This window comes from Desulfosporosinus sp. BICA1-9, assembly GCF_000802135.1.
Genome location: NZ_JUEE01000046.1, coordinates 81283 through 100790 on the forward strand (window position 1 = coordinate 81283; position 19508 = coordinate 100790).

16 protein-coding genes, 4 tRNA genes and 2 riboswitches are annotated in these 19508 nt (G+C 42.9%); of the genes, 18 read left to right on the forward strand and 2 right to left on the reverse strand.

The features are described 5' to 3' along the window. The first annotated feature begins 74 nt into the window (after positions 1-74). From JL57_RS06285 to JL57_RS06360, 16 genes are all read left to right on the forward strand, one after another. The gene (locus tag JL57_RS06285) at positions 75-386 is read left to right on the forward strand and encodes a MazG-like family protein (RefSeq protein WP_034141200.1); all 312 of its coding nucleotides are present in this window, start codon (positions 75-77) and stop codon (positions 384-386) included. Positions 387-407: 21 nt separating this feature from the next. Next, the gene (locus JL57_RS06290; RefSeq protein ID WP_034141201.1) at positions 408-1343 is read left to right on the forward strand and encodes a DUF2232 domain-containing protein; all 936 of its coding nucleotides are present in this window, start codon (positions 408-410) and stop codon (positions 1341-1343) included. A gap of 12 nt (positions 1344-1355) precedes the next feature. Further along, positions 1356-1802, forward strand: coding sequence for a 50S ribosomal protein L9 (gene rplI, locus JL57_RS06295; RefSeq protein WP_034141202.1), 447 nt, complete (start codon positions 1356-1358; stop codon positions 1800-1802). Positions 1803-1894: 92 nt separating this feature from the next. Further along, complete coding sequence (gene lonC / locus JL57_RS06300; RefSeq protein WP_034141203.1) at positions 1895-3793, forward strand: Lon family ATP-dependent protease; 1899 nt, start codon at positions 1895-1897, stop codon at positions 3791-3793. Positions 3794-3907: 114 nt separating this feature from the next. Next, positions 3908-5242, forward strand: coding sequence for a replicative DNA helicase (gene dnaB / locus JL57_RS06305; protein ID WP_034141204.1), 1335 nt, complete (start codon positions 3908-3910; stop codon positions 5240-5242). A gap of 243 nt (positions 5243-5485) precedes the next feature. Then, on the forward strand, positions 5486-6898 hold the full coding sequence (locus JL57_RS06310) for an NAD(P)/FAD-dependent oxidoreductase (protein ID WP_034141205.1): 1413 nt from the start codon (positions 5486-5488) through the stop codon (positions 6896-6898). Positions 6899-6998: 100 nt separating this feature from the next. After that, complete coding sequence (gene purB / locus JL57_RS06315; RefSeq protein WP_291299765.1) at positions 6999-8297, forward strand: adenylosuccinate lyase; 1299 nt, start codon at positions 6999-7001, stop codon at positions 8295-8297. Positions 8298-8465: 168 nt separating this feature from the next. Further along, positions 8466-9749, forward strand: coding sequence for an adenylosuccinate synthase (locus tag JL57_RS06320; protein ID WP_034141206.1), 1284 nt, complete (start codon positions 8466-8468; stop codon positions 9747-9749). Between the two features lie 77 nt (positions 9750-9826). Next, positions 9827-9903: transfer RNA gene (locus JL57_RS06325), tRNA-Lys, on the forward strand. 246 nt (positions 9904-10149) lie between these two features. Then, positions 10150-10234: riboswitch (cyclic di-GMP riboswitch) on the forward strand. A gap of 145 nt (positions 10235-10379) precedes the next feature. Then, positions 10380-12149: a methyl-accepting chemotaxis protein gene (locus tag JL57_RS06330; protein WP_034141207.1), complete on the forward strand. Its 1770-nt coding sequence runs from the start codon at positions 10380-10382 to the stop codon at positions 12147-12149. A gap of 283 nt (positions 12150-12432) precedes the next feature. Then, a tRNA-Glu gene (locus JL57_RS06335) sits at positions 12433-12508 on the forward strand. A 152-nt stretch (positions 12509-12660) separates the two neighbouring features. Then, a tRNA-Phe gene (locus JL57_RS06340) sits at positions 12661-12736 on the forward strand. Between the two features lie 293 nt (positions 12737-13029). Further along, positions 13030-13689, forward strand: a complete 660-nt coding sequence (locus JL57_RS06345) for a PhoH family protein (RefSeq protein ID WP_291299766.1) — start codon at positions 13030-13032, stop codon at positions 13687-13689. 108 nt (positions 13690-13797) lie between these two features. Continuing rightward, positions 13798-13872 (forward strand) — tRNA-Gly (locus tag JL57_RS06350). Positions 13873-14104: 232 nt separating this feature from the next. Further along, positions 14105-14530 carry a CBS domain-containing protein gene (locus JL57_RS06355; RefSeq protein WP_034141209.1) on the forward strand — a complete coding sequence of 142 codons (426 nt, stop codon included), beginning with the start codon at positions 14105-14107 and terminating at the stop codon, positions 14528-14530. 354 nt (positions 14531-14884) lie between these two features. Further along, positions 14885-15061 carry an aspartyl-phosphate phosphatase Spo0E family protein gene (locus tag JL57_RS06360; protein WP_291299767.1) on the forward strand — a complete coding sequence of 59 codons (177 nt, stop codon included), beginning with the start codon at positions 14885-14887 and terminating at the stop codon, positions 15059-15061. Between the two features lies 1 nt (position 15062). Here JL57_RS06360 and JL57_RS06365 read toward each other — a convergent pair whose 3' ends face one another. Further along, positions 15063-16316 (reverse strand): Nramp family divalent metal transporter, encoded by a 1254-nt coding sequence (locus JL57_RS06365; RefSeq protein WP_034141210.1) that lies wholly within the window; start codon positions 16314-16316, stop codon positions 15063-15065. Continuing rightward, the gene (locus JL57_RS06370) at positions 16313-17611 is read right to left on the reverse strand and encodes a magnesium transporter (RefSeq protein WP_034141211.1); all 1299 of its coding nucleotides are present in this window, start codon (positions 17609-17611) and stop codon (positions 16313-16315) included. The genes JL57_RS06365 and JL57_RS06370 overlap by 4 nt, the downstream gene beginning before the upstream one ends. A 196-nt stretch (positions 17612-17807) precedes the next feature. Further along, positions 17808-17975, reverse strand: a riboswitch (M-box (ykoK) riboswitch). A gap of 286 nt (positions 17976-18261) precedes the next feature. Here JL57_RS06370 and scfA point away from each other — a divergent pair. Then, complete coding sequence (gene scfA / locus JL57_RS33685) at positions 18262-18402, forward strand: six-cysteine ranthipeptide SCIFF (RefSeq protein WP_291299768.1); 141 nt, start codon at positions 18262-18264, stop codon at positions 18400-18402. Positions 18403-18510: 108 nt separating this feature from the next. Continuing rightward, positions 18511-19508: radical SAM protein (locus JL57_RS06375; protein ID WP_034141212.1), on the forward strand; the 998-nt coding region annotated here is incomplete at its 3' end.

Here is a 19508-nt window from a genome sequence, read left to right on the forward strand (position 1 = left end):
AGTAGTCTGATAGTGTAGCCAATTTTTTAAGATCATGAGTGGAGATAAATAATAGAGTTTAGGAGGGGTCATTCCTGGAAAATATTGAAGTTGATGTCGTTAAGGGTCTAAGGGCCATTGATGAACTTAAGGTAAATTTAATTCAGGCTCAGTGGCTTATCCAACATGGGACTCTGAGTGGCTCAGAGGATGAGATGATTCAGGGTCTGGCGGATCTAGTAGGAATGAGTTATTTGCTAGCAAGGCGATTGGGGTTTGACTTTTCACGACTCGATCGCATGCTTCTCCAACGCTTAGAGGGTCTAAAAAACACCGATGAAATGAACCTTGAAAAGCAGTGGGGAGATTTCAGCTTGCTTTTGAGTTACCTTGCCCCTGAAGATTAAGCATATAGGAGATCGGAAAAAATGTTTATTAGTGATGAATTGGCTCAGGATTATTTGGCAGGGGCGATTCTATTGACATTTCCTTGGGTGGGGATTGTTTTGGGAACCTGGGGATTTCTTTGGGAAGCACTGATGTTACTCGCAGTATTTTTAGTTGGACTACGTAGAGGGTTGCCCAGAGCGGTAGGGTTTCTCTTGATTGGCTATCTTGCAGCAGTAATTGTTTTTGGAGTATCAGCACTTAATCAATTGGGATTTGTACCTTTGGCAGGGTTGCTGGGTGTTCTTGGTTGGCAGAAGCGTTGGCCAGTACGCGTAACTTTTTTTTGGGGTGCTGCCTTAGCGGCAATTATAGGAGCTTTACCTTCTCTCTCCTATGTAATGCAAGGATTTGATGCTAAGACTGTTGGTGATCTGATTAATTCGACAGTTCAGCAATATCAAGATTCCGGATTACTGGTATTGATGCAACAACAAGGGATTACAGAGGAGCAGATTCGAGATGTATTGCAACAAGTAATTCAATTTTATATGTTAGTCAGCCCAGGTATCTCTGCAATAATTGCTATAGTTGAGTTTGGATTTGTATACTACATTATGAGACGATGGCTTAAGGACGAGGGAGGATGGATCCCGTTTACGCACTGGCGTCTGCCTTGGTATGCAGTCTGGGGTGCGGTATTAGGTATTGCTTGCTATCTTTTAGGGGATTACTTTGCTTGGCCGGTTTTTCGAGGGCTGGGGATTAATCTCATGGTTGTTTACGGCGCTTTAACGTTGGTTCTAGGCACAGCTGTCTATCTGCATATCTTAAAATCACCCAAAATCCCAAGATTCCTTAAATGGTTAATCATTATTTCTAGCTTTATTTATTTCTTTTTTACGATTGTCAGCATTATCATGTTTGGGCTTTTTGATCTCGTGATCAATTTCCGACGCCTACCGGAAGAACTATAAGGAGGAATTTTCATGAAAGTTATTCTTCAAACAGATGTAAAGGGAACAGGTAAAAAGGGACAGATTTTAGAAGTCGCTGATGGATTTGCTCGAAATTTTCTTTTTCCTAAGAAATTAGCGATTGAAGCGACTACCGGAAATATTCAGGACGTTTCACATAAGAAAGCAGTGGAACAACGTCGCAAGGAGAAAGAGAAAGAAGATGCTATCAAATTGGGCGATAAACTTAATGCCTTGCTGATCGAAGTGAAGACGAAAACTGGAGAAGGAGGGCGCTTGTTTGGCTCAGTAACCAGTAAGGAAATTGCCGAAGCCTTAAAAAAGCAACACAATGTCGAAGTGGATAAACGTAAGTTGGAGATAAAGGAACCGATTAAGACATTGGGAAATTTTGAGGTTTATGTAAAAGTGCATCCAGAGGTAGTAGCTAAGCTTCAGGTACATGTTTCTGGATTATAAGTGAGTTCAGCTTCAGATAGATCTCTGCAGTTTCGCATCTTAAGGCGGCGTATTTTAAACAACGTACTACGAACCACGAAAGGGGACCCCTGATGAAAGGGATTTTAGCAAAATGGTTAAATCACAAGGACCTTAGTGAGCGGTTACAAGACGAAGAAGAGTGGAGTCGAGAAGTTGAGGCACTCTATGTATTGCTTTCAAATTATTATGGAACTGACAAACTAGTACTTAAGGCTAGTCGATTGGAAGCACTCAAGCTCATGCGCTCGGATGAACTAATTGAACGTGTTGTTGGTTTGCGCAAAATCCTTTCAGATGATCCCACAGACCAAACCCTTCCCAATAAGTCAGAAATTCCGCAGATCTTAGATGAAATCGAGGAACAGATAGCGGACCTTATTGCTCGGCGTTCTGTAGAAGAACGGTTGGAACGTGTGGTTACAGAAAAGATGCAGGAACGGCATGAGGATTATGTCAAAGAAATAAAAAGGCATGTACTTCAGGAGTCATCTACTCCAGAAAATGCTCAAACCCTCAAGAAGTTAGCTGTGCTCGAAAAAATGAAAACAGTTTCCTTAAAATCATCAGCATCGGATGTCTTACGACCCAGGACTATGGAGGAAATTGTAGGACAGGAAAGCGCTCTACAAGCTCTTCTTGCAAAGATAGCAACACCCTATCCACAACACATGCTGATTTATGGTCCACCCGGAGTCGGTAAAACTTCTGCTGCTCGAGTTGCTTTAGAAGTAGTCAAGAGCCATCCACATTCTCCCTTTCTCAAAGAAGCCCCGTTTATTGAAGTGGATGGTACAACGCTTCGGTGGGATCCTCGTGATGTGACCAATCCTCTTTTGGGATCAGTTCATGATCCCATATACCAAGGTGCTAAGCACGATTTAGCAGAGACCGGCATACCGGAACCAAAAATGGGGTTGGTGAGTGATGCTCACGGCGGCATTCTTTTCATAGATGAAATTGGAGAAATGGATCCCTTACTCTTAAATAAGCTGCTCAAAGTGCTTGAGGATAAGCAAGTGACCTTCGACTCGTCGTATTATGATCCTGGGGACCCTCAGGTTCCACTGTGGATTAAAAAACTTTTTGATGAAGGAGCACCTGCTGATTTTGTGCTCATTGGAGCTACGACAAGGGATCCGGCTGATCTTAGTCCGGCCCTTCGTTCTCGCTGCTCTGAAGTTTTTTTTGTCCCTCTTGAGCCAAGAAATGTTCAGCACATTATCCGTCAATCTGCCCAAAAGCTTGGAGTGACGTTAGAAGACAACGTCCCTGAGATAATTAGTGAATATGTGATCGAAGGACGGAAAGCAAATAGTATTTTGACAGATGCCTACGGCTTGGCAAGGTATCGAAACCCGGATCAAGCGGTCGTGAAAGTAACTTGTGCTGATGTATATGAAGTCCTGCGTTCGGCGCGACTAACTCCCTTTATTGTCCGCAAGGTCCAAGCAAGCTTTGAAGTGGGAAGGATTTTGGGACTGGGTGTATCGGGATTTTTAGGTTCAGTATTGGAGATCGAGGCGATAACCTTTGCAGGGCGAGATGGTAAAGGTGCAATTCGATTTAATGAAACAGCAGGAAGTATGGCTAGAGATGCAGTATTTAATGCTGCTGCGGTCATACGTGAACTAACTGGAGAAGATTTAGGTAATTATGATGTGCACGTAAATATTGTAGGCGGAGCAAAAATCGACGGGCCCTCCGCGGGGCTTGCAACTACGCTGGCTATCTATAGTGCTCTGAAAAAGAAACCACTTCGCCAGGATGTTGCCATAACCGGGGAGATTTCCATTCAAGGCAAGGTGAAACCAGTCGGTGGTATTTACGAAAAGATTTTTGGCGCAAAACAGGTTGAAGTTCGCAAAGTTTTGATCCCCTTGGAAAACATGGTAGATGTACCAAGAAGTTTACAGGGTATTGAAGTGGTAGGTGTCAGTACAATCGAAGAGGCTATGAACCATGTTTTTTAATACTAGTCAACCTCAGCAAAGTTTTCAGCCAATTGTGAGAAGACTCGATGTTTAACTTTAGTTGAACGAGTTCACCACAGCTAGAGAGAGGTAAGTGCCAGAAGGAGAGAAGATATGGAACTACTGAGAGTTCCACCACAGAATTTAGAGGCTGAACAGGCTGTCCTAGGGGCGATGATGCTCGAACCGGAGACCGGAAGTTCTGTTTTTGAGATTCTTCAACCGGAAGACTTTTATAGGGATAATCATCGTTTGATTTTTTCTGCGATTCAGGAACTCTTTGAAAAGGGAGATCCTATTGACCTTGTCAGTGTTGCCGAGATCTTGCGCCAGCAGGGCCGTCTGGAACAAGTTGGCGGAATTGCGACAATCTCTGAGATTGCTCGTTCTGTTCCTTCGGCAGCTAATGTCGATTATTATGCCAAATTGGTCACGGAAAAGGCGCTTCTGCGTCAGCTAATACGAGCGTCCAATAGTATCGTAGAACGGGGATATGAGCCTGGAGAAGAAGCGCGTAATCTTCTGGAAGAAGCAGAAAAACTGATTCTTGATCTTTCTAGAAGGCGTGTAAAAGATGGATTTAGTCTTATTCGCGATGTTCTGCTAGAGACGTTTGAGAAAATTGAGTATCTCTATGCTCATAAAGGAAATCTTACGGGTGTTCCGACCTTTTTCACGGAATTGGACCGCATGACTTCGGGTTGGCAACCCTCTGATTTAGTGATTATTGCTGCCCGGCCATCCATGGGAAAAACGGCACTAGTTTTAAATATGGCACAAAATGCTTCAGTAAGGGCGAAAGTGCCGGTTGCCGTTTTTAGCTTGGAAATGTCCAAGGAACAATTAGTGCAGCGGATGCTGTGTGGGGAAGCAATGGTAGACCAACAGCGTGTCAGGACTGGTGATTTGCTCGACTCAGATTGGCCGAAATTGACGCGCGCTGTAGGGCCTCTCTCTGATGCCCCAATTTTTATCGATGATACCGTAGGAATTTCCTTAGCAGAGCTGCGTTCGAAGGTGCGTAGATTGAAAACGGAGCACAATTTGGGGATGATTGTTATTGACTACCTTCAGTTGTTGTCGGTTGGAAAGAAGACAGAAAGCCGACAGCAGGAGGTGGCACAAATCTCGAGAACTCTTAAAGGGCTTGCCCGTGAACTTAAAGTCCCGGTCATCGCCTTGTCACAGCTTAATCGTGGAGTTGAGCAACGTCAGGATAAACGGCCTATTATGTCGGACTTATTGGAGTCGGGGGCCATTGAAGCGGATGCGGATGTGATTTCATTTATTTATCGGGATGAGTATTATCATTCGGAATCTGAGAAAAAAGGGATTGCAGAGTTAATTATCGCCAAACATCGTAATGGTCCTGTAGGAACCGTAGAATTAGGCTTCCTTAAGGAGTTTACCAAATTTGTAAATCTTGATCGACAACATCAAATGGCTTAAATAGATCCCCCAGGCCTCTTGGCTGGGGGATTTATTTATACTTATCAGACCCCCATTCCTCTAAAGGGGCATCACTGTACAAAAGTCATAAACCCTCTGAAATTGTCGAATGTTTTTTATGTATTCATGTATAATGTTCGGATATTGATTGACAAGGGGAAGGAGGATTGTTAAGATAAAAGTGTTTGCGACTAGAGACTCTTTGCTAGTTGAGAACGAAGATGGCTCTAGGAGGAGATAAAGTTGAAACATGAAGTCGATGTCTTAATTATTGGAGCTGGTCCAGCCGGTATTTTTACGGCTTTAGAGCTATCAAAGCATAATCAAGAGTTGAAAATTCTTATTGTGGATAACGGAAGAACCATCGAAAAGCGAAAGTGCCCTGCCCGTGCAACGGGCGTCTGTGTTGGATGTAATCCATGCGCTATTACCAGAGGATGGTCAGGTGCAGGGGCATTTAGTGATGGGAAACTGTCTTTGAGTCCCGCGGTGGGCGGTCGATTGACCGAATATATGAAAGAGGCTCAGGCACAGGAATTAATTGACTACACAGATTCTATTTACCGCCAATTCAAAGCGCAAGAAACCGTCTATGGCTTAAATAACCACCGGGTGGAAGAGATTCAATATGAGGCTTCTCGTCATAATATTCAGTTGATTCATTGTCCGATACGTCATTTGGGAACTGAGTTGGCTTATGATGTGTTGAAGGGTATGTACGAACATCTTATGACCAATACGAAGACGATTTTTTGGGAACTGGCGGAGGTTAAGAATATCTTGGCCGGTCCTGAAGGGGTCATAGGGGCGACCATTCAACGACGGGACGAACCAGAAATTGATGAAGTGTCGGCGCGTTATGTAGTTGCTGCCCCAGGTAGAGGAGGCGCGAATTGGCTTGCTGAACAGACCGTTCGTTTAGGTGTAGCGACGGAAAACAATGAGGTGGATATTGGAGTGCGAGTTGAAGTTCCAAACTCGATAATGGATCATTTAACACGGGAACTTTACGAACCGAAACTAGTCTATTATTCGGATACTTATGACTTAAAGACGCGAAGCTTCTGCGTCAACCCGGGTGGTGTGGTTTCTGAGGAACACTATGACGGGGGAATAGCAGTGGTCAATGGGCATAGTTATGCCGATCCTGAGAAGAAAACAAAGAACACTAACTTTGCTTTATTGGTCTCAACACGTTTTACTGAGCCTTTTAACCAACCGATCGAATATGGTCGTTATGTTGCCCGGCTAGCGAACATGTTATCAGGTGGTGGAGTCATGGTTCAGCGTTTGGGGGATCTCTTACAAGGACGACGGACCACTGAAAGCCGTCTGCGCCAGTCGACCACGATTCCAACCCTGCTTTCAGCTGTTCCTGGAGACCTCAGTTATGCGCTTCCAGAGCGGTACCTAACTTCTTTAATAGAGACCCTCAAAGCATTTGATAAAATTGCGCCTGGTATGTACGCCAAAAACACGTTGTTATACGGGGTTGAGGTTAAGTTCTACTCTTCCAAGGTAAAAGTAAAAACAAACTTTGAAACAGAAATTCCTCGCTTATATACGATTGGGGATGGAGCAGGAATAACCCGAGGTTTGATGCAAGCTTCAGCAACCGGTGTTGTTGTGGGTCGGGATATCGTAGCTAAGTCATAAAGATTTTGCTTGACGTTCTCTCTTTGGATTGATGCTTTTGGTAGGTTAAAAATAGTACTTGTGATATTGAAGTCTACGAAATGACAGGGGGCGAAGTTTTTTGCTCGAAAGATATACTCACCCTGAAATGGGCAAGCTATGGCAAGATGGATATGAATATGAACGTTGGTTAGACGTTGAATTGGCCGTCGCTGAGGTTATGGCGAAACGAGGGGAAATACCTCAGCAAGCCATGGAGGAAATCCGAAAGTCGGCTAAAGTGAACCCTAAGCGGGTCTTAGAAATTGAGGCTGTGGTTCGGCACGATCTGATTGCCTTTTTACAGGCTGTTGTTGAAGAGATTGGGGAGGCTGGTAAATACCTTCATCTTGGATTGACGTCTTCAGATGTGAAGGATACCGGGTTAAGCCTTGTGTTAAGAGATTCAGGTCGGTTACTGAAGAGTGACTTGATAGCGTTGCGAGAGTCGTTAGCTAAGCGAGCGTTTGAAAGTAAATACACCGTGATGGTCGGCCGAACTCACGGCATTCATGCTGAGCCGCTAACCTTCGGATTGAAGCTCGCTTTGTGGATTGCAGAAATCGATCGTCAAGAAGAACGGCTTGATCAGGCGATTGTTTCTGTGAGTGCTGGAAAGATTTCTGGAGCAGTGGGAACATATGCCAACGTATCGCCTGATGTAGAGGAGGAAGTCTGTCTTCTCTTGGGGTTAGAGACGGCTTTAGTTAGTAATCAAATATTGCAACGGGATCGACACGCGCACTTTGTGTCTACGTTAGCCTTAATCGGAGGGACACTCGAAAAGATAGCAACAGAGATTCGCAATTTACAACGTACGGATATCCTGGAGGTTGAGGAATCCTTTGCAGAGGGGCAAAAAGGGTCCTCGGCGATGCCACACAAGCGCAATCCGATTGTGTGTGAACAGGTAGCGGGAATGTCACGGCTTCTACGTGGCAATGCATTAGCAGCCATGGAGAATATAGCGCTTTGGCATGAACGAGATATGACCCATTCCTCTGTGGAACGGATAATTCTTCCGGATAGTTGCCTTCTCTTGGATCATATGCTCCGTCAGATGACTAAGGTAATAACAGGTCTAAAGATTCGTGAGGATCAAATGAAACGTAATCTTCAGAAAACCTTTGGACTGACCTCTTCTCAACGTGTTCTCTTGGCCTTGGTCGAACACGGATGTATGAGAGAAGAGGCCTACGCCTGGGTTCAAGAGGATGCCTTTCAGGCTTGGGATCATGGTCAAGACTTTATTGAAGTTGTGACAGAGGATACACGAATTCTAAACTATTTAACCAAAGAAAAAATTCAGGGTTTGTTTGACTTAAAGTATCACCTGCGACACGTTGATGATATCTTTAAGCGACTAGGACTACAGGATTAAGGGACGCTGGCCAAGAATGGCCAAGTGTCCCTGTAGCCAAGACTCGAACAGGGATGTTCGAGATTAGAACACCGCCATGGATGGCAAGGTGTAGTGATAGCTAGATGCCGATGGCAAGGTGTCGTGATGGCGAGAAGGGACTCTTGAGAAAGTAAGGAGGAAAAATATATGGCAGCGGTTGTGTTAATTGGTTCTCAATGGGGAGATGAAGGTAAAGGTAAAATAACAGATTTTCTAGCCGAAAAAGCCAATGTCGTTGTAAGGTACCAAGGGGGAAATAATGCTGGACACACGGTTGTGGCGAACGGAGAAGAGTTCAAACTTCACCTAATTCCTTCGGGAATCCTTTACGAGGATAAAACTTGTGTCATTGGCAATGGTGTGGTGATTGATCCGCAGGTTTTGTTAGAAGAACTCAGTTATCTTGCCATACGAGGCATTAAGATCGGTAAGCTCCTTATTAGTAGCAACGCCCATATTATCATGCCCTATCACAGGGTACTTGATGGTTTGGAAGAAGAAGTACGCGCTGAGCACAAAATTGGCACAACGAAGCGTGGAATCGGTCCGGCCTATATGGATAAAGCTTCACGGATCGGAATCCGTGTGATTGATCTGATGGATAAAGAAGAGTTTGCTGACAAACTCAAACGAAATTTAACCGAAAAAAATAATTTGTTTGTCAAAGTCTATGGTAAGGAAGCGCTGAAGTTTGAGGATATTTATGAAACTTACCTTGGCTATGCAGAACAACTTCGTTCGATGGTCACGGACAGTTCTCTGGTAATCGACCAAAGCATTCAAGCGGGGGAGAAGGTGCTCTTTGAGGGTGCACAAGGCACCTTACTAGATATTGACCATGGGACTTACCCCTATGTGACATCTTCCCATCCAATAGCTGGAGGGGCTTGTATTGGTGCAGGTATTGGCCCAACTCGTATTAATCGCGTAATCGGGGTAATCAAGGCCTATACAACTCGCGTCGGAGAAGGTCCTTTCCCAACAGAACTTTTGGACGAGGTCGGAGAAGAAATTCAGAAGAATGGACATGAGTTTGGAACCACGACTGGACGAGCGCGTCGTTGTGGTTGGTTTGATGCGGTCATTGCCCGGTATGCTGTTCGAGTGAGTGGAATTTCCGACTTTGCCATTACGAAGCTTGATGTCCTTACGGGATTTGACACCTTGAAAATCTGCGTTGGATATAGCGTCAATGGAGAAATCATCCGTGAATTTCCCCAAAGTCAAAAGATATTTAAGCAATGTCAACCAGTTTATGAAGAAATGCCTGGTTGGCAAGAAGATGTGACTCATGTACGTCAGTTTGGAGACCTTCCTGAAGCAGCCCGAAATTATATTCTTCGAATTGAAGAGCTTTCAGGTATTCCGGCTACGTTGGTTGCCATAGGTCCAGGACGCGAACAAACCATTGTGCGCGGAGAAATCTTTTAATACAACAAATCTTTAAAAGTATTGACACTTGTGATGGATTAGTGTAATATCTAAATTCGTGGTACAAAACATCTTTCGGGCCATTAGCTCAGTCGGCTAGAGCACCTGACTTTTAATCAGGGTGTCCCGCGTTCGAGTCGCGGATGGCCCACCATTTTCAAAAAAGTGTTTGTAGGCGTAGTACTTGTCAAACATAAGATATAAACGGCAGAAGACAGTGATTTGGCACTATTGTTAAGTTGCTGTTTTTTGCTGTTTATTTCTTTGGTATTGTAAACATATTTTAGGGGAATAATAAATAATTTGTTGTAATAGAAAAGAAAATGTATTTAAAATTAATTCTACGTATGTTATAGTCAATATGATTCAAAAAATAAAGTCTTTTTTGCAAGCTAATAATAATTGACAAAGGCAAACTCGGTGAAAACCGAGGACGCAAAGCTTCGGGTCTTCCACGTTAGGGTGATGATAGCCGAGCCACCAATTTAGAACATTTCGCTTTCTATTTTGGGGAGCGATTTTGTTTTTTAACCGATCAGGTAGTTAATTTCCGGGAGGTCAAAGGGGCAATTGGAAAACCTATATATGTATTGGGGCCATAAATCAGAGTATGAGAAAGGGAGATAAAGGATGACTAAAATCAAATATCGTATTATTTTATTACTAGTAACGACGAGTTTAATTATGGGTTCTATTCTGGGTGGTTATAACATCTATAATGTGATAGTTGCAGAAAAAGCAAACATTACACAATATCGCGATACGTTATATGAACAGTTTGACCGGACCGTTAAACTGGAGGTCCAAACTGCTTATAGTTTAGTTCAAGATATCTATGATAGGCAGAAAAAAGGGGAATACACTCCAGAAGAGGCAAAGAAGACGGCAGCGGATCTTGTAAGAAATTTACGTTACGACCAAGAAAACTATTTTTGGATAGATACGACCGATGGAACAAACGTAGTTCTGCTAGGGCGAGAAGCTTCTGAAGGGAAATCACGTTATGAGGCCAAGGATAGTGAGGGTATACTTTTTGTTCAGGCGTTTATTGCGAACGGTAAACAAGCAGGCGGAGGCTATACGGATTATAGATTTGCAAAGCCAAATCAAACGGAAGCATTACCTAAAAGAAGTTATACCTTATTATTTGAGCCCTATAATTGGGTGATTGGAACGGGAAACTGGGTTGATGATATTGATACACTGGTTTTAGCAAAGCAAATGGAGCATGAAAATAAGACTAAACAAAGCATTATTTATACGATTGTCTCTATTTTACTGGCCCTGGGAGTTTCTCTTGTGACAGGAACAATACTAAGTAATAAAATCTCGAAACAAATTGCCCAAATGGCAACAAATGCTGATGAAATTGCCAAAGGTAATTTGAGAATAGGACAATTCGAAAATAATTCTAAAGATGAAATAGGGAATCTTGGTAGGGCTTTCCGGACCATGACCGACAATTTAATTAACCTTGTTCAACAAGTGTCATCGTCCTCAGCGCAAGTTGCAGCATCATCTCAACAATTGAGCGCAGGGGCAGAACAATCCGCCCAAGCGTCACAACAAGTAGCGATAGCTATCATGGAAGTTTCCGTTGGTGCAGAAAAACAACTAAATGCTGTTAATGATACATCGGCAATTGTTGAGCAGATGTCAGCGGGGATTCAGCAGATGCTGGAAAACGCCAAAATTGTAGTTAGGTCCTCGGAAAAAACGGCCCTTTCGGCGGCAGAGGGTAGTCAGGCAATCGATAAAACGATGCAACAAATGCTTAATATCGAAAGGACAGTGACAGGATCTGCTGATGTGGTCATGAATTTAGGAGAGCGTTCTAAAGAAATCGGGCAGATCGTAGATACCATATCAGGTATAGCATCCCAGACAAACCTTCTGGCCTTAAACGCTGCCATCGAAGCGGCGCGAGCCGGTGAGCAAGGGAGAGGTTTTGCTGTTGTTGCGGATGAGGTCCGAAAATTGGCCGAACAATCACAGGAAGCATCGAAACAGATAGCATTGCTGATTAATAGCATTCAACAAGACACTCAGAAAGCAGTGCTAGCGATGAACGAGGGAACACATCAAGTTAAGCTAGGGACAGAGGTCGCTGGAACGGCAGGACAAGCATTTAATGAAATATCGGGCTTAATTAACCAGGTTTCTTCACAGATTGAAGAAATTTCTGAGGAAATTCAGCAAATGGCTGTGGGGAGTGAAAGAATAGTTTCATCGATTGCGGATATTTATGAGACAAGTCGAGAAATCACGACCCAAACTCAGACTGTGTCTGCCGCGACAGAGGAACAATCGGCATCTGTTGAGGAAATAGCCTCTTCGAGTAACGTTTTAGCAACGATGGCCAATGAATTGCAAGAAACAGTAAAGAAATTTAATTTCTAACAAATCTATCAGGGATAGGCGTTGATCTTAATGTTCCTATCCCCTAACGCCAATGTCCATTAAGACCTTTGATCATCTGGATTTCTCATTTAAAGGATAGAGGCCTCCTTCGTTGCATGTATTGCTTTCGGGTGAGGCGACTTCGGTGAAAATTAATATCCTGCAGCAATAATAAATAAAACTAGGTTTACAAAGATAGATTAAAAGGTATTGACATGTCTAGAAAGATAGTGTAGAATTCATATTTGTGAGTGTCATTTATCTGATGACTGACCACTGAAGCGGCCCGTTGGTCAAGCGGTCTAAGACACCGCCCTTTCACGGCGGTTACACGGGTTCGAATCCCGTACGGGTCACCATACTCGATATACGAAGTTCGAAGCACGAGGTTCGACAAGTATTTCAACCAGCACTCATTAATTAAAGTTGCTAATCTTAGTTCGTATATGGAAGTCGTGGATGGTTATACACCCGATAGAATATCGAATTTCGAAAATCTAACATCGATTATGCCTCGGTAGCTCAGTCGGTAGAGCAGAGGACTGAAAATCCTCGTGTCGGCGGTTCGATTCCGTCCTGAGGCACCACTACTTATTATTTAATAAATCAGTTTAAATAATAAGAGTAAGCACCTAGACATCGCATTTCCTTAGATATTACCTATTAAAAATTAAATATATAATCGGTTCTGTTGATTTCCTTCAGGGAAAAATCAGGACTTTTTTTGTTGTAGCCGAATGGCTTAAACTGTAGAATGTAAATCTATTTAAGAGAAATAATAAGAGCGTGAGATTATTGATCATTTATTGATTCTGCCTAGAGCAGTAATAAACACGACAAGGATTAGGTGAGTACTATGCCACTACCAGAGAATAACTTATTGTTTGGTTTTGAGCCAAGGTTAACCGTTGAACAACGTGAGTACGTCAATGCTATTTTTGATAATCAGTTAGTAATGGTAAATGCCAAAGCAGGTACAGGAAAAACTACTCTCGCAGTCGCTTGCGCAAAAATCATTAAGAAACCTTTAACTTATATTTTTAATCCAGTTCAAGAATCTTCTATGGGGTTCAGACCTGGTACCCAATCCGAAAAAGAAAGCATTTACTATCAACCGCTTGTGGATGCTCTCTTAGAAATTAATGAAAATCCGACTCAATGCATTTATAATGAAGAATCATTGGCTAATGAAGCAATGCGCAGAAAAGTAAGTATTAAACGAGCAATGGATGGGGTTTGGTGTTACCCTAAAAGTCCCGTCTTCCTTAGAGGGACAAATCTTAAAGACATGACGATTATTATTGATGAGTGTCAGAACTTTTCTATTCAAGAGTTAAGGAAAATTTTAACTCGTGTTCATGATTCCTGTAAAATTATATGCATTGGACATTCGGGGCAAATTGACATCCCTGTATCAAAAAGTGGATTCGTTCCGTATATGGAACACTTTAAAGATCAGCCTTATTGCAAGATTGTTACTTTAACGAAGAACTTCCGTGGGGAGTTAGCTAACTGGGCGGATGCCTATCGAGCTCCATAAATCTAGATTGACATATTAGATCTTTACGCTTATAATTTTCTTTGTTGGGATAAGGGTAGCCGATGGTCTTATAGAGGCTTAATTGGACAAAACCCTTGGTAATATCATGCGGACGTGGCTCAGCGGTAGAGCATTGGCTTCCCAAGCCGAGGATCGCGAGTTCGAATCTCGTCGTCCGCTCCATAAAAAAATATTAGACATCGCAAGGGATTGCGGTGTTTTTTGTTTGATAGTGGAGATACCGTCCCATATCTTATAGAGGAGCCTTTTTTGACTTGAGATTAATTCTCTCACTCCGACCAGATGTAACTAGAAATATTGGAAAATGTAGCCCGTGTTTTGAAAAAATATATAGTTAGGATTGATTGACACTACTAGCAGTTTGTAAAAATATACGAAATGGAGCGTATTTGTAATGAATGTAGCCTTTTTCCTTATACCCAAGAAGGACATCGTCTTTCTAAAAGACAATGCGACAATGCGTCAAGCACTAGAGAGGATGGAGTACCACAGTTATTCTGCAGTCCCGCTCATTGATCGTGAGGGGAAATATGTGGGAACGATTACTGAAGGAGATTTGCTGTGGAAGCTTAAAAATACACCGGGTCTCACCTTTGAAAATACGGAGGATATATTCCTTAGCGAAGTGGAACAACATGTTCAGAATTTGCCGGTAACAATTGATGCTGAAATAGAGGATTTGATATCAAGAGCGGTGGTACAAAATTTTGTGCCTGTCGTGGACGATCAACAGATCTTTATAGGAATTGTACGCCGACGGGAAATGATTGAATACTGCTCGAAACTCTTGATCCAGCGAAGAGCAGAGGTCACAACCTAAGACTGGGACTATTACCTTTTATGTGAGTTCAAACCCAGTGAAAACGACGTAGGTATCACTAACAAAGGACAACCTCATTCATAGAATAGAGATTGTCCTTTGTTTTATCATAAAGTACAGATTTTAAGTCAGCATAAGTGATGAAGACGGTCGCCTTCGCCGAGGTTGGAACCAGCCAAGATTACTTTAACTGGAATTATGGGAAAATCAAGGGCTTTTCATGATGAAATATATTAATAAAAAATAGCTTGATTTCTTTAGAATATTATACTAATATATTCCAAGTAAGGGTGCGCTAGAGGAGTTTGTAAGGAGCCATCGTTAACACTATATTCAGAAAAAAGAGGTGCCAATTTGAACGTTTATAGGGACTTCCTGATGCTTTTAATCGAAGATGCTCGAACGAATCTTAATGATAATGCAAGACATAGAGACTTAACAGATCCGAGTATTGTTGAGTTGAGCCAAAGATTAGACGGCTTATTGAATGAGTATTATTTAATTACTCATTCGATGCGCATAGCCTCTTAAACTATATTGTAAATAGATGACTGACAAACTCCGGGAATAAGGTTGATAGAAGCAGCAGTAAGGATAGAAGCACTAAAATTAACGTGAACGTCCAGGAAATAAGATTGAAAAATTTTGAATTGACATAATCCCCCATAATACTTTTCTTACTGGCTATTAGGACCATGAAGATAAGAATGGGGGGTAAAAGGATTCCGTTAACGACTTGAGTTGTCAACATGACGTGATATAAAGACAAATCAGGCCACAAGACGATCGCTGATCCCAAGACGATGAGGACTGTATACAGACCGAAGAATACGGGGGCTTCCTTAAAGGATTTACTGATTCCGTGTTCAAAACCAAAGGCCTCGCAGACCGCATACGCGGTACTTAAGGGCAGGACAAACGCAGCCAACATAGAGGCGCCGAGTAAACCAAAGCCGAAGAGCAAACTCGCATATTCTCCAGCCAATGGTTTTAACGCGAGAGCAACATCTTTAGCAGTCTCAATCGGGATATTATTGGCGAAGAGGGTTGCTGCAGTGGAAACAATAATAAAGAAGGCGATAAATCCCGTAAAAAAGGTTCCGATTAGTACATCCCAGCGTGTGTAACGATAGTCCTTGGCCGTGATACCTTTATCGACCACGGAAGACTGGACATAAAACTGTCCCCAGGGGGTAATCGTAGTTCCGATCACTCCGACGATCATCAGCAAAAAAGCTGGGCTACCCGAGAATGTGGGAGTAACGGATTCCATGAAGACTTGAGGCCAGGGTGGCTTGACTATAATCCCAGAGATTACATAACTGAAAAAAGTTAAACATAGAAAGAGAAGGATTTTCTCCATTCTGGCATAATCTGTCTTAACGACCAGCCACCAAATAATGAAGGCCATGACCGGTACGGAGAGATATTTACTCACACCAAAAATTTCAAAGCTTGTAGCGATCCCCGAAAACTCAGAAGCGGTCGTGCCTAGGTTAGCAATCATGAGAACGCTCATCGCAAAAAATGCCCATTTCACTCCGTAGTTTTCTCGAATTAAGTCAGAGAGTCCGCGACCAGTCACGGCTCCTGTGCGCGCAGATATTTCTTGAGCTATGGCTAAAAGGACAGTGCTGATAAGCATAACGAAAATAAGCGAGTAGCCGTATTTAGCACCTGCTGCAGCGTAGGTGGCAATTCCACCAGCATCATTATCCGCAAAGGCTGTCACCATTCCTGGCCCCATGATGGCTAAAAACAGGGTAAAACGTGTTTTTAGGTTCATTCACTATGCCCTCCTTTAGCTTGGCGTCGGCGGGCAATCAAGGTGGAGTAAATTTCCACGCGAGGGCGATCCGGCATTAATAGTTCTAAGACATCGTCTACGGTGATGATGCCGAGGATTTGATCTTGAGAATTCACGACGGGCACCGCCAATAAACCATATTTATGGATGAGATCGGCAACCTTTTCGTGATCGTCATACGGCGAGATCCTCAAGATTTTAGTATGCATCAAGTCTTTTAAGGTAGTTTCTGGAGAAGCAATGATCAGCTCTCGTAGCGACAGAACTCCTTCCAGAGTTTCCTGTTCATCGACCACATAGAGATAATAAATAGTTTCTGCGTCAGGGGCTAAACGTCTTAATTCGTTAATCGCTTGTTCCGCAGTAAGCCAAAACGGTAAACCGATATATTCCGTGGTCATAAGCGAGCCAGCGGTGTCTTCCTCATATTGCATTAATTCTCGTACATCTTCGGCATCCTCGGACTCCATTAAGTTCAAGAGCTCTTCGGATTTCTGAGAGGACAGCTCACTTAAAATATCAGCAGCTTCATCAGGAGGCATCTCTTCTAGGATATCAGAAGCTCTCTCCTCATCCATCTGATTAATAACTTCAACTTGGGTATCCAGTTCCATCTCAGCAAGGGCATCGATGGCCTGTTGAGAATCAAGGGCATCGAGGAAATTAGCTCGCTGTTTATAGTCCATGTTTTCAACAATGTCTGCAATATCAGCAGGATGTAGTTGGCGCAGTTGTTCTTTTTCTCGAGTGAGTTGGAGAGCTGAGGTTCGATTTTCTAAAGGTTTGATATACTGGCAACCTACAAATTTATTCTCGACCCGGCTGAGTAAAAACTCAACCCCTAAGCGGCGAAAAAGCCCGCGTACACCGATATCCACCGCAACTAAAACAAGATATTGATGATCTTCATGAGAGACCCAAGACAATGAAATATCATTAACTCGCACTAACCTTGAGCCTTCTAAGTCAATAATTTGTTTATCTAATAGCCATTTGCCTATAAATGTTTCTTCTTCGTGCAGCGGGCAGGTCAGTTGGAGATCAAAATTGGTATCAAGACGCAGCCCATCATGATCCCAAGAAGTCACCAATCCAATAGGAATTAGGTCATGTAGCCCTTTGGTGTATCGAATACCTGTAACATGTGGAGAGACACTGTCCCAGCGAATTGCAATATCCAGCAATTTCCCAACACGATGTCCTTTGGCGTCACGAATTGGTTTATTAAGCAGTTGACTAAAATAAAATTCCCCTAAAACTCTCAGATCGGCCATTTACTTCCCTCCTTAGAGTGACGGAGTCTGGCGCCAGCAGATAAGGTGACTCCGCCCGTTATAGAATTTAGGTTTTTGCATAAATGATATGGGCCAGAATCCATAGAACCACCTCCTTTAACCACCCAAAGGTACATCATTAGGGGTAAAAATAAAAAGACCTCTATGACAAAATAGAAGGTCAATCAACAAATGTTTGGACCTCCCTACTCGTTGAGCTTTAGCACTGCATAGCGTAGAGTTTTCTCAGCCACCTTAAGTAAAACCTTATGTCGGCAATACCTGTTCTACCCAATTGGCGTCTCTCGACATTTCTGGGCAGTGGCCTATGTTTATGCAGGAGCCTCACCTAACGGAGATTAGATTTCTTGGACACTTCATTATATGTATAATCTAGCAAATTCGTCAACATTTTGCGTAAGAATTTCGCTACTTTCTGTATGTATTAGTATGATAATTCCGCCTAGAGCTACATAATTAAAGTATTTTCTGGCATAAGAGTAGTTGAAGGTAAACTAGGGGTTGTAATTATTAAAATTTGTAGAGGAATAAGAAGGTTTTAGCAAAGCTTAGGCTTTGCCTTTCTCGTTGTCCTTGTGTTATAATCGTGATTGAATTAAATGTGTGAGTATTGAGAGGAGGGTGTTTGAATGGCAAAACACATTCAGACTATTGTGAAGGCTAACCTAGGTTCTACCGTAAAAACTGGAGGGTGTGGCAAATGTCAGACCTCTTGCCAATCTGCCTGTAAGACTTCTTGCACGGTTGGTAACCAAGTGTGTGTTAAATAAGGTTAATTCATTGTGTTAAACATAGGATATCAGAACCCACCCCGTAGTTGGGGTTGGGTTCTATTTCTATTTGCTTGGGAAGAGAAGAAAGAGAGGGTCTGGATCTAGATGCTGAATTTATTAAATCATGAGGGATATTCTCTTAAGAAAAATGTTCATAGTTATTGTCAGGGGGATATTTTTATCGCTCATGACGTCAATTCCGGATCATTACATTTGCTTGATGAGGGGACATATCGTGTTCTAAAGGCTATTGAAAACTTGCAAGAGAAAGCTGAACTTATTACTCCGGAGGAGGTTTACCGGGTCCTAGATCAATCTGCAACGTCGCTTCTTACGAAGGAAGAACTCGCTGAGATCCTTAAGGAACTGGAAGAACTCTATAAGGAGGGGACCCTTTTTTCACACGAGGTAGAGGGGATCAAGCCCAATTACCCTGAGAAGCCGATCGTCAAAGCAATCTGCCTTCATGTAGCCCATGACTGCAATTTGCGCTGCAAGTATTGTTTTGCGGGAACAGGGGCCTTTGGTGGAAGTAGAACTTTGATGAATCTTGAGACGGGTAAAAAGGGTATTGATTTTGTTTTAGAGTCGTCGGGGCATAGGGACCATTGTGAAGTTGATTTCTTTGGGGGAGAACCATTACTTAATTTTGGAGTCGTAAAGGACTTAGTCGAATACGGTAAAAAGGCAGCGGCGGTTCTCGATAAAACTATTAAATTTACCCTGACCACGAACGGAGTATTACTGGATGAGAAAGTCCAAAGTTTTCTCGAACAAGAGGAGATCAGTGTGGTCTTGAGTCTTGATGGCCGCCCGGAAGTGCATGATCGGATGCGGCCCTATGCCGGTGGTCAGGGAAGTTATGCTAACGTTACACAACGCATCCAACAGTTTGTAAGCAAGCGGCCAGATAGTTCTCCCTATGCGTTAGGAACGTATTATTACGTTCGCGGCACCTATACACATTTCAATTTGGATTTTGATCGCGATGTTTTACACATGGCGGATATTGGGATTAAACAGATCTCGGTAGAGCCCGTCGTGGCAGGTCAGGAGGACGCTTATGCTTTTCAGGAAGGGGATCTAGATAAAATTCGGGAAGC